Origin of the sequence: Leuconostoc rapi (assembly GCF_016908715.1) — a bacterium.
Taxonomy (GTDB): domain Bacteria; phylum Bacillota; class Bacilli; order Lactobacillales; family Lactobacillaceae; genus Leuconostoc; species Leuconostoc rapi.
Genome location: NZ_JAFBEK010000001.1, coordinates 167,949 through 181,363, shown reverse-complemented (window position 1 = coordinate 181,363; position 13,415 = coordinate 167,949). Strand labels below are relative to the sequence as shown.

General features: G+C 38.0%; 14 protein-coding genes, 1 tRNA gene and 1 other annotated feature. Of the genes, 6 read left to right on the top strand and 9 right to left on the bottom strand.

Annotated features, from left to right (window positions below):
* Positions 1-13: 13 nt before the first annotated feature.
* The 3 genes from thrS to larD form a co-directional block, all read right to left on the bottom strand.
* Positions 14-1,969 carry a threonine--tRNA ligase gene (gene thrS / locus JOD28_RS00835; protein WP_204769030.1) on the bottom strand — a complete coding sequence of 652 codons (1,956 nt, stop codon included), beginning with the start codon at positions 1,967-1,969 and terminating at the stop codon, positions 14-16.
* Positions 1,970-2,055: 86 nt separating this feature from the next.
* Positions 2,056-2,263, bottom strand: a binding site (T-box leader).
* A gap of 37 nt (positions 2,264-2,300) precedes the next feature.
* Complete coding sequence (locus tag JOD28_RS09835; RefSeq protein ID WP_259650387.1) at positions 2,301-2,426, bottom strand: hypothetical protein; 126 nt, start codon at positions 2,424-2,426, stop codon at positions 2,301-2,303.
* Positions 2,427-2,508: 82 nt separating this feature from the next.
* Positions 2,509-3,228 carry a D/L-lactic acid transporter LarD gene (larD, locus tag JOD28_RS00830; protein WP_204769029.1) on the bottom strand — a complete coding sequence of 240 codons (720 nt, stop codon included), beginning with the start codon at positions 3,226-3,228 and terminating at the stop codon, positions 2,509-2,511.
* 251 nt (positions 3,229-3,479) lie between these two features.
* On the opposite strand from larD, the gene JOD28_RS00825 reads away from it, so the two are divergent.
* A complete protein-coding gene (locus JOD28_RS00825) occupies positions 3,480-3,929 on the top strand; it encodes a flavodoxin (RefSeq protein WP_204769285.1) in 450 nt (149 codons plus the stop codon).
* A gap of 55 nt (positions 3,930-3,984) precedes the next feature.
* Here the strand turns inward: JOD28_RS00825 and JOD28_RS00820 are convergent, their stop codons facing one another.
* The 4 genes from JOD28_RS00820 to serC form a co-directional block, all read right to left on the bottom strand.
* A complete protein-coding gene (locus tag JOD28_RS00820) occupies positions 3,985-4,707 on the bottom strand; it encodes a YebC/PmpR family DNA-binding transcriptional regulator (protein ID WP_204769028.1) in 723 nt (240 codons plus the stop codon).
* A gap of 122 nt (positions 4,708-4,829) precedes the next feature.
* Positions 4,830-5,315 (bottom strand): phosphatidylglycerophosphatase A family protein, encoded by a 486-nt coding sequence (locus tag JOD28_RS00815; protein ID WP_204769027.1) that lies wholly within the window; start codon positions 5,313-5,315, stop codon positions 4,830-4,832.
* 14 nt (positions 5,316-5,329) lie between these two features.
* Positions 5,330-6,508, bottom strand: coding sequence for a 3-phosphoglycerate dehydrogenase family protein (locus JOD28_RS00810; protein WP_204769026.1), 1,179 nt, complete (start codon positions 6,506-6,508; stop codon positions 5,330-5,332).
* Positions 6,505-7,590: a 3-phosphoserine/phosphohydroxythreonine transaminase gene (gene serC, locus JOD28_RS00805; protein ID WP_204769025.1), complete on the bottom strand. Its 1,086-nt coding sequence runs from the start codon at positions 7,588-7,590 to the stop codon at positions 6,505-6,507. Before serC ends, JOD28_RS00810 begins: the two co-directional genes overlap by 4 nt.
* Positions 7,591-7,847: 257 nt before the next feature.
* Here serC and JOD28_RS00800 point away from each other — a divergent pair.
* The 4 genes from JOD28_RS00800 to JOD28_RS00785 all read left to right on the top strand — a co-directional run bounded on the left by JOD28_RS00800 (position 7,848) and on the right by JOD28_RS00785 (position 10,956).
* Positions 7,848-7,931, top strand: a tRNA-Leu gene (locus tag JOD28_RS00800).
* Positions 7,932-8,089: 158 nt separating this feature from the next.
* A complete protein-coding gene (locus JOD28_RS00795) occupies positions 8,090-8,593 on the top strand; it encodes a hypothetical protein (protein WP_204769024.1) in 504 nt (167 codons plus the stop codon).
* A 328-nt stretch (positions 8,594-8,921) separates the two neighbouring features.
* A complete protein-coding gene (locus JOD28_RS00790) occupies positions 8,922-10,718 on the top strand; it encodes an ABC transporter ATP-binding protein (RefSeq protein WP_204769023.1) in 1,797 nt (598 codons plus the stop codon).
* A gap of 4 nt (positions 10,719-10,722) precedes the next feature.
* A complete protein-coding gene (locus JOD28_RS00785) occupies positions 10,723-10,956 on the top strand; it encodes a phosphate acetyltransferase (protein WP_239531009.1) in 234 nt (77 codons plus the stop codon).
* A gap of 81 nt (positions 10,957-11,037) precedes the next feature.
* On the opposite strand, the gene pta is transcribed toward JOD28_RS00785, so the two are convergent.
* Together pta and JOD28_RS00775 are read right to left on the bottom strand one after the other, a co-directional pair.
* Positions 11,038-12,027: a phosphate acetyltransferase gene (gene pta / locus JOD28_RS00780; protein ID WP_204769021.1), complete on the bottom strand. Its 990-nt coding sequence runs from the start codon at positions 12,025-12,027 to the stop codon at positions 11,038-11,040.
* A 109-nt stretch (positions 12,028-12,136) separates the two neighbouring features.
* Positions 12,137-12,796 (bottom strand): uracil-DNA glycosylase, encoded by a 660-nt coding sequence (locus JOD28_RS00775; RefSeq protein WP_204769020.1) that lies wholly within the window; start codon positions 12,794-12,796, stop codon positions 12,137-12,139.
* Between the two features lie 45 nt (positions 12,797-12,841).
* Between JOD28_RS00775 and JOD28_RS00770 the strand changes: the two genes are divergently transcribed.
* A complete protein-coding gene (locus tag JOD28_RS00770; RefSeq protein WP_204769018.1) occupies positions 12,842-13,372 on the top strand; it encodes an LURP-one-related/scramblase family protein in 531 nt (176 codons plus the stop codon).
* Positions 13,373-13,415 lie beyond the last annotated feature (43 nt).

The following is a 13,415-nucleotide window of genomic DNA, read 5'->3' as shown; positions in this document are numbered from 1 at the left end:
TTAATCGCTCTGTTTAATTTTTACGAGAATAGTTTGCAACATCTGCCAAGATTTCATTTTGGAAACCTGCCAATGATATTGTTTGTGTGATTTCTTCGCCGTACTTTCGTACTGTTACAGTTTGATCATTGACTTCGGAATCACCAATCACCAAAGTATATGGAATTTTATTAGTTTGTGCTTCACGGATTAAATACCCCATCTTTGCATCTTTCTTTTCAAGATTAACGCGTAAACCAGCAGCTTGCAACTGCTCTTTTACAAGATTGGCATAGTCACCATGAGCACCGAGGTTAACAGGAATAATTTGAACTTGAAGTGGTGATAACCATGTTGGAAATGCCCCTTTGTACATTTCGATTAGGTAAGCAGTAAAACGTTCCATAGTCCCAACAATGCCACGATGCAACATTACTGGTCGATGATTATCTTGACCATCCGCACCAATATAAGTCAAATCAAAACGTTCAGGTAACAAGAAATCTAATTGAATAGTTGACATTGTTTCCTCACCACCCAAGGCCGTTTTAGTTTGAACATCAAGCTTTGGGCCATAGAAAGCTGCCTCGCCTTCTGCTTCATAATAGTTCAATTCAAGATCATCCATTGCGCGTTTCAACTGTGCTTGAGACTTTTCCCACATATCATCATCATCAAAATATTTTTCCGTATTTTTAGGATCACGATATGATAAACGAAAGCGATAGTCAGTGATATTAAAGTCACGATAAACTTCCATCATCATGGTCAAAATTGATTTAAATTCTTCTTCTAATTTTTCAGGTTCAACGAATGTGTGCCCATCGTTTAATGTCATTTCACGAACACGTGATAAACCAGTTAACGCACCGGATTTTTCATAACGGTGCATCATGCCAAGTTCAGCAATTCGAATTGGTAATTCACGATATGAACGTGGCTTATGCTTAAAGACCATGATATGAGATGGGCAATTCATTGGACGTAGTTCTAAGAATTCGCCATCTCCCATATCCATTGGTGGGAACATATCTTCACGATAATGGTCCCAATGCCCAGAAGTTTTATACAAATTCAAATTCGATAATACAGGCGTATAGACATGTTGATAGCCATTGGCTAATTCTTTATCAGTAATATAACGTTCAACTTGACGACGAATTGTTGCACCGTTTGGTAACCAAACTGGCAAACCAGAACCAACCTCTTGACTTGTAAAGAACAAATCTAGATCGCGACCAATTGTACGGTGATCGCGTTCCTTAGCTTCTTCACGGCGCTGCACTTCAGCCTCAACATCTGCTTGCTTCCATTCAGCAATACCATAGATACGCTGCATCATGGGATTTGATGACTTACCACGCCAGTATGCACCCGCAACAGATGTTAATTTAAAGTTTTTGACCCAACGCGTTGAGGGAACTAAACCACCCTTGTCTAACTCAATGTGATCGCCTTGAATAGCAATTGTTATTTTTTCATCCACAGGTAAGTCTGTAATCAATTCGACCTTATACGGATCTGATGCAAACATCTCTAATGCTTCTTCACGTGTAATTTGGCGTGAAACAATTGGCAAATCTTCTTTAACAATTTTATGCATCATGGCTTCGATTTCAGGGAAATCTTCTACTGACACTTGGTTACCTGCACCATTATCTGTATCGTAATAAAAACCATTATCAATAAATGGACCAACACCAAAATGCATTCCTGAAAATTTTGGTATCCGTTTGAGCGCCTGTGCCAATAGATGTGATGCTGAGTGCCGCAAAAGCGACAATGCCTCGTCATCGCCTGTGGTAATCAATTGGAAATCACCAGATGCTTGAATACTATCATTCATGCCAACGTAGTCGCCGTTTAATTTAGCGGAGACTGATTTTTTTGCCAATGATTTTGAAATGCTTTCAGCAACCTCTAATGGTTTTGTGCCCTCGGCAAAGTTTTTTACTGCACCGTCTGGAAATGTAAGCTTAAGTTCTGACATTGTACTATTCCTTTCATAGCTCGTATTGTGATTTTAATAATAATGACATTAATAAAAATAAAAACGTCCCTCTAAGCTAGTAAGCTTAAAGGGACGTTTCACCGTGGTACCACCCAAGTTCAGCACGAGATATGTGCTACTTAAATGACAGCTAACGGTGTCACCCGAATGTTTTTCAAAAAATTACTAGACATCACTCAAAGGTAGTCTCTCATTCACAAACCACCCATTTTCACCAAATATGGGTTCTCTTAAGATTTGTTACAATCAAGTTGTCCTTATCAACGTTATTGAAAATAATATTATCACTATTTTAGCGTTTGTGCAAGTTTCACTTTGATAATTGATCAGTAAGTAAAATGTCGAGTGCTTCTTTTGCAGTATCGTCATGATCTAAAATGCCATTATCAAAAGCCATTTTTAAAGCGTTATATTGTTGTTTAGTTAGCGTCATCATTTTTCTCCTTCAAACTTAATACTTTTATTATAACCAAGCGTGTATCAATTACAAGTCACATATAAAATGAGCATATGTTAGATTAGATACCTAAATAATATTTCGAAAATAGCGCTGCCAGTATTGCACCCACAAATGGCGCAATTCCTGGAACCAATATACCATATTTAAAATCAGCATTTGCTCTATTTTTCCAAGGTAATATGGCGTAAGCGATCCGTGGTCCCATATCTCGAGCTAAATTCATAGCAAAACCAGTTGTGCCGCCCATCCCCATACCAACAGCCCAAACTAAGAAACCAACAGCTAACGGTGTCATACCTGGCACGTTTTCAGCACGCACCGAAATTGCCATAATACTAGTCAAAAAGACAAAAGTTGCAAAAGCCTCGACAAAAAAATTACGTGGTAAATTACGGATGGCTGGTGCGGTTGAAAAAATATTACGCACAATAACTGGGTCAATATCTTTTTCAGAAAGTTTGAACTGATCAGCATACATAATATACACAATGAGAGATCCCATTACGCCACCAAGCACCTCAACTAGACTAACAATTAAAAAATAAGTGATATCAATTTTTCCTAGTATGAGCTGCGCTAGAGCCATCGCTGGATTAATATAAACATTTCCAAAAACAAATAATACAATTGAGATACCAAAGCCCCATGTTGTAATAGAAAAAATGTGTCCGGAACCATGGTACTTTGTACGGTTCAATACTTCATCGGCATGTACGCCGACACCAAAAATAATCATGAGCGCAGTCCCCATGAATTCAGCCAACAACTGGTGTATCATTTGTAATCTCCTAAGTGGTCGCAAATCTGTCAAGAAGTCGCGGTATTTTATTATTATACTATCCATTAATAATAAGGCCTGTCACAAGCGCTGTAAAGCCCATGACGCGTTTTGTCAACAAACCGTCATATTTCGTGTAATCGTTCACGAAGTAAACCTGAATTAGGCTTTTGGTTAAAAATGATTTATAATTATAACTATTAAAATTAACTGGAGAAAGTGTGCTGTTTGCACAGGGATATTACTTACTTATGAATGCACATGTCGTATACGCTACAATTACTGGCAATAATGAAGAGGTCGCTGACGTTATTATCAAAGCACTAGAAGACGCTAGTATCAACGTCAAAAAAACAGAAATTTCTCAAACTGAAGTTGATGAGTTTGAAAATACTGATATTGCCGTCGTTGTTCCCTACACATATGATAATGGCTCCCTACCAGACGAAGGATTAGACTTTTTTGAAGATTTATCTGATGCTAATTTAACTGATGTCATATATGGTGTGGCTGGCTCAGGGGATACTTATTATATGTCTGATTTTTGTCTTGCTGTGCCAAAATTTGAAGCGCAATTTGCTAAAACCAACGCAATTAAGGGGGCAACTGGTGTCAAAATAAATTTACGTCCCGATGCACAAGATACAGTTGTGCTAACTGAATTCGTAGCAAAATTGATTCAAGCTGCGCAAGCTCGCTAACATGAAAAAGCACCATGATGCCTAAACATCATGGTGCTTTTTCATGTTGAAATTTTTAATCAGCCGTTGTGTATACAGCTAAGACGTCATCGTTTTCTTCTAATTCATCTACTAATTTATCCAGTTTTTCACGATTCTCGTCTGAAATAGTCATCGGATTTTGTGCAATCATTGTAATTTCAGAATCATCAAACACGTAGCCTGCTTCAGTCAGTGTACCTTCAACATTTTGAAAATCACCTGGTTGCGTAAAGATTTCAAAAACTTCATCTTGTGTTTGGACATCATCAGCACCAGCTTCTAAGGCATCCTCTAAAAGCCTATCCTCATCTAATTCAGGAAAGGCTTCTCGATCAATCGCTAAATACCCCTTACGATCAAACTGAAAAGCAACCGAACCTGCGGTTCCCAGAGCACCGCCAAAATGTTTAAACGAATTGCGAATACTTGATACCGTTCGATTGATATTATCAGTTGATGTTTCGACTAATACCGCAACACCAGCAGTACCATATCCCTCATAGGTCACTTCTTCAAACTTTTTGCCACCTGCGCCTGAAGCCTTATCCAGCGCGCGTTGGATATTATCTTTTGGCATATTAGCAGATTTTGCTTTTTCAATAACTAAACGCAATGAAGCGTTTAAATCTGGTTCCGCACCACCTGCTTTTGCAGCAACATATAAATCATGTGCCAATTTTTGAAAAATTTTACCACGCTTAGCATCTTGGGCGTTTTTACGGCCTTGGATGTTATGCCACTTACTATGTCCTGACATTATAACATCTCCTTGAAATTATTACTGTACTAGCAATTTTAACAAAAAAAGACAGACCTTACCAGCTTTAAACCATAGCTTATTGGTATCATGCCTTTCAAAATAGTACAGTTTCATAACATTTAATAGCTATTACCACCTAATAATTCCAGATATAACATCGCTGAACTGGCTATTAGCGCTGCTAATATATCATCCAAATACACATTGATACTGTCAGTCTTGTCATTAATGACGCCAATGAGCCCTGGTTTTAAATCATCCAGCAAACCATAGTGTACAGTTGCTGCAGCTGAGAATTGTTGTGTTAACGCAATGGCTAAAATTTCATCGACATTATGACCGTTCGCATCACGTTGTAGTCGTGCTTTGAGCGGTTGACTATCAGGCATTTTTTCTGCCTGTTCATCTAAATATAAGGCCGTTAAAATGATATCAGCTACCTCGTCTTTATGCAAAACGCGTGTGATTGCTTGTATTAATATGGTTTCATCAATAGCATCTTTATATTTTTCTACTAGGAAAATACGCGTACCTTCTGCAATATCATGACGATGCACACCACGTTCAGATAATTTAGCAATTGCTGCTTCTTGTAAATCCTTCATTATTTACTCGCCCTTCATATGTTTGCATTAACGTAACGACGCGTCAAGATCACATGTGGTATCTCATCTAGTGCCGTTTTAACGTATGCTTGTTGAATTTCGTTAAATTCATTAATCGCTACTAAAGTATAAGCGTACGCACCTACAGCACGATTGCTCAATTGTTCGATATTGATGTCATTATCTCCAAAGAATTTAGAAATTTGACTAATCATGTTCGGTACATTCTCATGAATAATCCCAATTCGGTACTTAGTCGTAAACGGCTCATCAATATCTGGGTAGTTAACCGAATTAATAATATTACCTGTTGTTAAGTAAGTGTCTAATTCTCGAGCTGCCATTAATGCACTAGTATCTTCAGCTTCAATTGTTGAACCACCTATATGCGGTGTGATAATAACTTTTGGATGATCAAATAACGCTTCGTCAGCAAAATCTGTAATATACACTCGTAAATTGTCGCTATCTAACGCCTCTTTAGCTGCCAAGTCATCAACGATGCCACCACGTGATAAGTTCAATAAAGCGGCATTTGGCTTCATGAGTGCGAGGCTTTTGGTATCAATGAAAAACTTATTGTCTTCAGTTAATGGGATATGAACAGTGACATAGTCAGCCTGGCGCAATACTTCTGCGACACTTTTTGCATGTGCGATATGCCGATCAATACGCCATGCCGTATTAGCATTCAAACCTGGGTCGTAACCAATAACATCCATATCTAACGCTAGCGCTGTATTGGCTACCTTTGAGCCGACATTTCCCAAACCGATAACACCCAGTGTTTTCCCAGCAAGCTCTGTTCCCCTATAACCACCTTTATTAACCTCAGTACGCAATGATACATCGCCACCACGCGTCTCATTGGCAAAACCGATTGCACCAATAACTGGGCGGGCAGCTAGAATTAAAGATGCAATGGTTAACTCTTTAACCGCATTGGCATTACCTCCTGGTGTATTGAAAACAACAACCCCACGTTTTGATAGTTCATCAATTGGAATGTTATTAAACCCCGCACCAGCACGAACAATAGCACGGACGCTGTCAGGAATAAACTCGTGATGTAAATTTTGAGAGCGAACAAGTATGCCTTTAGGTGACTCGCCGATATTAATGTCATAATGATGCTGCTTTAAATAATCTAATCCTGTAGCACTAATGGCATTATAAGTTTTAATTGTCGTCATGCGTTCTGTTCTACTTTCTGCAAGAATGCAATTAACGCGTCTACTGCATCAGTAGGTTGAGCGTTATAAAGTGATGCTCTAAATCCACCAACTGATCTGTGACCCGCAAGATTAAACAACCCCGCTGCTTCAGCCTGTTGAGCAATGACTTTGTCACGTTGGATGTCACCGGTCGTAAAAACAATATTTGTTATCGACCGCGCCGATTTTTCAACAGGCGCTGTATAAAAGTTTGACTGATCAAGATAGGCATATAATTTCCCTGATTTTTCCAAATTTCGACGATACATTTCAGTCACCCCTCCTTGATCAAGTACCCATGCAAGGACTAAGTCTAGCGCATATATTGAAAAGACTGGTGATGTATTATACATGGATTGTTTATCAATATGATTTTGATAACGCATCATTGGTCCAACACCTGTTAAATCTTGGTCAGCTAACCAATCTTTTTTAATAATGGCCACGGTAACACCAGCAGGCCCAAGATTCTTTTGACCACCAGCAAAAACAGCATCAAAATCTGAGATATTATACGGTTCTGCCAATATATTTGAACTCATGTCTGCAATGAGTCTACCTGTTGTTTGAGGTAAATTATTTTGATGAAAAGCAGCACCTTCAATCGTACTATTTGTAACAATATGTAGATAATCAAACACACTAGCATTAAAGTTTGATGGCACAACCGGTAGTTTTTGATAATGTTGGTCTTTTGTGCTATCCAATATAGCCGTGTTTTTACCAACTTGGCGGGCTGCTTCTTCAGCTTTTTTAGAAAAATTACCTGAATCGAGTACTGCAATGTTTCGCTGTTTTGTCGCCAAATTTAGTGGCATCATTTCAAATTGCATTGATCCGCCACCTTGTAAGAACACAACGGCATAATCATCAGGAATCTGCATCAACTGACGCAATTTTTGTTCAGCACTTGTGATAATATGTTGAAATTTTTTTGAACGATGAGATATTTCAATAATACTCATATGAGATCGTTCGTTATTTTCAAATTCTCGTTTGATCGTTGTTATGACTTCTTCTGGCATGACGCCTGGTCCAGCAGAAAAATTGTACGTTTTCATCGCGTTCTTGTGCTAGTGCACATCCTCCAATATAAAATCTGATGTTTTCATAGTTAGTATATTTTTTAACGAACCGACAACTACAATTAGTCATTAAAGTTCGTTATATAAAAAGATTCGTATGACAAAAGCACAATTAAACAGTAATAATTCTTAACATTCAGCTAACTCATGCCATTATTTTATATCTTACTATATCGGTGTCGAAAGTCAATCTTTTATTTCATCCAAAAATTTAGTATAATGTAACATGTAATGCCGCTGTGGCGGAACTGGCAGACGCGTATCGTTCAGGTCGATATGAGAGTAATCTCGTGCAGGTTCGATTCCTGTCAGCGGCATTTTAGCCGCCTTACCGGAAAATACGGTAAGGCGGTTTTTACGTGAGAATTGCCTTAAAAAATAATCATTCATAATTGATTTACATCAAGGATAAGGTTATATTTAATTAATGTACGATTAACCCATATTGCAGAACATATAAGGAAAATATAACCATATGACATCACTGAAAACTTTTTTTCACAAAATACTCCATCATCCGAACACGCTACCTTGGGTTTTAATTAGCACGATGGTCGCTATCATGGCAAGCTACAATACAATCATTCGCTATGGCTTATCTGAAAAAATGTTCATGCGCGTGATAATTGTGTATCCAATCATTGTAGCTTTTATTTACTACCTCAGAGCTTATGTCACACTCCCTATCGCACTTAAACTTCACCAATATTTTCCAAGCGTGATAACAAAGCGCATACCTAAGCATATTTCTGTCACGTTGCTTGTGATTGCATTTAATGTTTCAATCATGATGGTCTTGTTTACTGAAATGCATCGTCAACTGTATCCTAGTTTCTTCCCTAGCTACTTTGATAATTGGGTCAAAACGTTTTTCGTAGCTGTCCCCGTATTTTTCCTTATTGTCCGTCCAACTCTGATTTATATATTCAATCATTTGAAAATTAAATATCCTTTGCTAAAGGTTGTAGATGAATTATAACAACTAGCAATTGTTAGTCACTGCGTATTGATTTTGATAATCAATACGCTTTTTTGTAAGAATTCATAAAAAAATATATTTTTTTCTAAACAAAGATTAATTGTTACATATTCGTCATACAATCACGTTATATTAAAATTAAATAATAAACAGGTAAACCATATGCAGCGATTTCATCGACAATTTCATATGAAATGGTGGCGTACTATTGTGTGGTCATATCTCATTGGGTTACTCGTTTATGGCATTTATATTATTTTAATAAGCTTACCACGCTAATGTTGCTATACTTACCAAAAATAACCTATTTGGCGTATAATAAAGCATTATGAATAATGTAAATAGACGTATGAGTCCCTCAGAAATCAAAACACAATTAGCGCAGTCTGATACAACAATCGGCGAGATGATCCAATTTGTTTTTGGATCTGTTTTGAAGCGCCGTGGACTCGTTATTTTAAATATGGCGCTATTGACGCTCATGGCTATTCTAAATTTCATGGTGCCACAATTCACAAAAAATATTATTGACCACGCTCTAATGACTGCTAATAAGACAATTCTTTATCAAAATATTATTTGGCTCATTAGCACGACCATTATCCTAGGAATCGTCAATTTTGCTTCCACTTATATGATGCAAATGCTCTCACAACGTGCAATTACAGATCTGCGCATTGATACCTATAATTTTATATTAAAACAAGACTTTGCTTTTTTTCAAGACACCAAAACTGGTGATTTGATGGTTCGTTTAACCAGTGATATTAGCAACTTACAAATGTTAATTAGCGCAAACACTTTTGGCATCATAGGTAATATTTTTACCTTTATTGGTGTTCTTGGCTTTCTATTTTATCAAAATTGGCTGCTAGCATTATTAGTCGCCTTAACTTTCCCAATTTTATTTATTACCATTCGCTTTTTTCGTGGACACATTCGTGAGTCATTTTCAAATGTACGTTATGCCCAAAGTAAAATCAATAACCAATTGCAATCTACTTTAACAGAAATCGAGCTCATCAAATCATACACGACAGAGCATAGTGAAACTCAAAAATTTGAGGATCTCGCTAATGAATCAAACGGTTATTCACTGTCTGCAACGAAGTGGCAAGCCATTTTCCAACCACTTGTCACGCTTATTAATACACTTGGTACTGCCATTGTTTTGTTACTGGGTTCTCTATTTGTCATGAATGGTAAAATGAGTGTCGGCGACTTAGTTGCCTACTTGGCTTATGTTGCCATGTTACAAGACCCTATTCGATCTTTTTCAATGTTGATGAATGTTTTCCAGACCGCGCAAGTATCTTATGACCGAATTAAAAACATTTTAAGCTATCAGCCTACAATTCTTGAAGTGTCTCAACCCCTTGATTTTCCAAATCCTTTACAAAAAAGTATTCATTTTGAACATGTTGTTTTTGATTATGGAGCGGGCACAAATGCTGCGCTTAAAGGTATTTCATTGACTATACCGGCTGGTAAAACAACGGCACTGGTCGGGCGTTCTGGTTCCGGAAAATCTACTATTATCAAACTTTTGACACGCATGTATGATCGCACGAGTGGCATAATCACCTTCGATAATCAAGATGTGCAATCGTTTAGGCTGACTGACCTACGTCATAATATATCTGTAGTCAGTCAAGATGTCACAATTGTTGATGGTACAATAGCTGATAATATTAGCTACGGTGCGAATAATGTTACACAAGCTAGCATTTGGCAGGCCGCTGAACGGGCTGATATTGCAGACTTCATCCGCCAGTTACCCGATCAACTCGACACTGCAGTTGGCGAACGTGGTGTCAAGTTATCAGGGGGTCAAAAGCAACGCTTATCAATCGCTCGTGCGTTGCTTAAGGATGCGCCAATTGTTATTTTAGACGAAGCAACCGCAGCACTAGATAATGAATCCGAAAAAGCCATTCAACATGCACTAGACAATCTAATGGTCGCCAAAACAGCAATTGTGATTGCTCATCGATTAAGCACGATACACAAGGCCGATCAAATCATCGTGATGAATAATGGCTTGGTCTCTGAGGTTGGCACACACGACACACTGCTCAGAAAAGCAGGCATTTATAAGCGTCTATATGACGCACAATTTGAATAATACTATGACAAATAAAGAACTATTTGATCTGATGGCAACACATCATGCACATACCGCAAAGTTACAATTTTATGATATGGCAGATCGTTACATCTTAACCATAAACGATTGGCATTTAAATCTCAATCAATCTGTTGCAGAAGATTTGATTGAACAATTAAAAACCGAAACATCAGCAGTAATCACCAGTAAAAACGGATATCCTGCTATTAAATTAACACAAATATCATCATCATAAATACCCAGAATAAAAGCCGTTACATACAAAAAGATGGGCATCCTACAAAAGGCATGCCCATCACTAAATCATAAACAATTATTAAAGTACTAAAGCCTGCGCAGCTGTAATAATAGCTACCTTATACACATCTTCTTCATTGGCGCCACGTGATAAATCAGAAACCGGTTTTGCCAATCCCTGCAAAATGGGTCCAATGGCTTCATAGCCGCCCAATCGTTGTGCGATCTTGTAACCAATATTTCCTGACTCAAGACTAGGGAAAATAAATGTGTTTGCATGACCAGCAACCTGAGAATCAGGCGCCTTTGCTTCAGCAACCGCTTCAACAAAAGCAGCATCAAACTGTAATTCGCCATCAATTTGATGTGCTAATTCCGGCGCCATTTTTTTAGCTAAAGTTGTCGCCTCGACAACTTTATCAACTAGTGGTGACTTAGCCGACCCTTTTGTCGAAAATGATAGCATGGCAACCCTTGGTTCAATATCAAAAACTTTAGCAGTTTGAGCTGATTGCACAGCAATTTCAGCCATTGTTTCAGCGTCAATATCAATGTTAATTGCAGCGTCTGAAAAGACGTAGCGTTCATCGTCCTTTTGCATAATAAATGCACCTGAAATACGTGATGAACCTGGTGCAGTTTTAATGATTTGTAGTGCTGGTCTAACAGTATCACCTGTTGGGTGAGTGGCACCCGAAACCATACCATCAGCTTTGCCAACATAAACTAACATTGTACCAAAATAGTTGACATCTTGTAACCATTTAGCGGCGGTCTCTGCATCTGTCTTCCCTTTACGACGTTCAACTAAAGCTGCATTTAATTCTGCCAACGCCTTTTCACCATAACGCTTGGGGTCAATGATTTCCACTCCTGATAAATCAAATTTTTGCGCTGCAGCAGTCTGAGCTATGGCCTTCTCATCCCCTAATAAAATGGGCGTCATAAGCTTTTCATTGGCTAAACGAATAGCTGCTCCTTGAATACGCTTATCTGTGCCTTCTGGAAAAACGATGCGCTTGTTCTTACCATTAATTTTGTGTTTTAATTGTTCAAATAATTCAACCATTATCATTCCTCAACTTTTTTAGTGACTAATACTTTTGCTTTACAACTTTATTGTAACAGAAGCAGTAATGATTGTCTTTTATTTTCAACATATTTGTGAATTTTTTCACTCAATCTAACCATTTTATTGGCTTTCGGTCATTTTTAATTAAGAATTCATTGGCTCTTGAAAATGGTCGACTACCAAAAAAGCCGCGATAAGCAGACAAAGGGCTTGGATGCGCTGAGGTAATCACAAGGTTTTTTGTTTCATCAATCAATTGACGCTTTGATTGTGCATACTTACCCCATAGAATAAAAACTTTTGGCTGGTGATCTTCAGAAGCAATTTGAATAATAGCATCAGTTAGCGGTTCCCAAACACCCTTAGCATGACCATTAGCATGACCCTCTGGCACAGTTAAAACGGCATTCAACAATAAAACACCCTGCGTTGCCCAAGATGTCAGATCATGCGAAGAGCGTGTACCAACATCATCGGCCAATTCAGTTAGTATATTACGTAGTGACGGTGGTGCTGGTACATCATTCGGCACAGAAAAACTTAATCCTTGTGCTTGTCCCAACTCATGGTATGGATCCTGCCCCATGATCACAACTTTAGTATTTTGAAGCGTTGTGGCTACAAGTGCCGCAAACACCTTATCTTTCGGTGGAAAAACGACTTCATTTTGGTAGGCAGTCTCCAAAAAATTTCTGATAGTCTCTATTTGATCTGATGTTAATTTTTTCTTAACATCTGGTGCCCATGATGTATGTGATAATGGCATATTTAATCTGCTTTCGTGTTAGAATTGTTGTAAAGAGGAATGGCCATGACAAAATATTACTTAAGACAACGACATAGTGTCGACGATGGCGTCAACATTGTATTTGATGAAAACTTTCAGGCTAGCTACTTGGTTTCAGGGCGTAGTGGTAAAAAAAACGATGAAATTCATGTACAAGACATGTCTGGTACTGTCCTCGTGCGTATTCAACAAACCTCATTTGGTATCCTACCCAGATTTATATTAAAATATCGCGGGCACGTTGTTGGTTCAATTAGTCTTACTTTGGGACATCTTGGTGATATTGTGTACGTCCGCCATCTCAATTGGTTAATTTCTGGTAATTTTATTGCTGGCCGCTATTTCATTACCCATAATACCAAAAAATTACTCAGTGTCAAGCCTGATATGCGACCTGATGGCATTTATAACAAATTAATAGTTACTTTTGATACGCAAGCGCCTGTTCACATTGCTATCGCTGCATTACTTGACATATGGGGCACGAAATCAAACCCATTAATAAAATTAAAATGGTTGCCCGGACAAGGTAACCAATACGAATTAACTTCATAATAACAATCATTTTTACCTAAGAAAGGCCCCAAAAATTGTGATT

Bases quoted from the DNA above. Each gene is read 5' to 3' on its own strand.
- JOD28_RS00795 (WP_204769024.1), top strand. From the start codon at position 8,090: ATGACATCACTGAAAACTTTTTTTCACAAAATACTCCATCATCCGAAC.
- JOD28_RS00770 (WP_204769018.1), top strand. From the start codon at position 12,842: ATGACAAAATATTACTTAAGACAACGACATAGTGTCGACGATGGCGTC.
- JOD28_RS00820 (WP_204769028.1), bottom strand. From the start codon at position 4,707: ATGTCAGGACATAGTAAGTGGCATAACATCCAAGGCCGTAAAAACGCC.
- larD (WP_204769029.1), bottom strand. From the start codon at position 3,228: ATGATACACCAGTTGTTGGCTGAATTCATGGGGACTGCGCTCATGATT.
- JOD28_RS00775 (WP_204769020.1), bottom strand. From the start codon at position 12,796: ATGCCATTATCACATACATCATGGGCACCAGATGTTAAGAAAAAATTA.
- serC (WP_204769025.1), bottom strand. From the start codon at position 7,590: ATGAAAACGTACAATTTTTCTGCTGGACCAGGCGTCATGCCAGAAGAA.
- JOD28_RS00810 (WP_204769026.1), bottom strand. From the start codon at position 6,508: ATGACGACAATTAAAACTTATAATGCCATTAGTGCTACAGGATTAGAT.
- JOD28_RS09835 (WP_259650387.1), bottom strand. From the start codon at position 2,426: ATGATGACGCTAACTAAACAACAATATAACGCTTTAAAAATGGCTTTT.
- pta (WP_204769021.1), bottom strand. From the start codon at position 12,027: ATGGTTGAATTATTTGAACAATTAAAACACAAAATTAATGGTAAGAAC.
- JOD28_RS00815 (WP_204769027.1), bottom strand. From the start codon at position 5,315: ATGAAGGATTTACAAGAAGCAGCAATTGCTAAATTATCTGAACGTGGT.
- JOD28_RS00785 (WP_239531009.1), top strand. From the start codon at position 10,723: ATGACAAATAAAGAACTATTTGATCTGATGGCAACACATCATGCACAT.
- JOD28_RS00790 (WP_204769023.1), top strand. From the start codon at position 8,922: ATGAATAATGTAAATAGACGTATGAGTCCCTCAGAAATCAAAACACAA.
- thrS (WP_204769030.1), bottom strand. From the start codon at position 1,969: ATGTCAGAACTTAAGCTTACATTTCCAGACGGTGCAGTAAAAAACTTT.
- JOD28_RS00825 (WP_204769285.1), top strand. From the start codon at position 3,480: ATGAATGCACATGTCGTATACGCTACAATTACTGGCAATAATGAAGAG.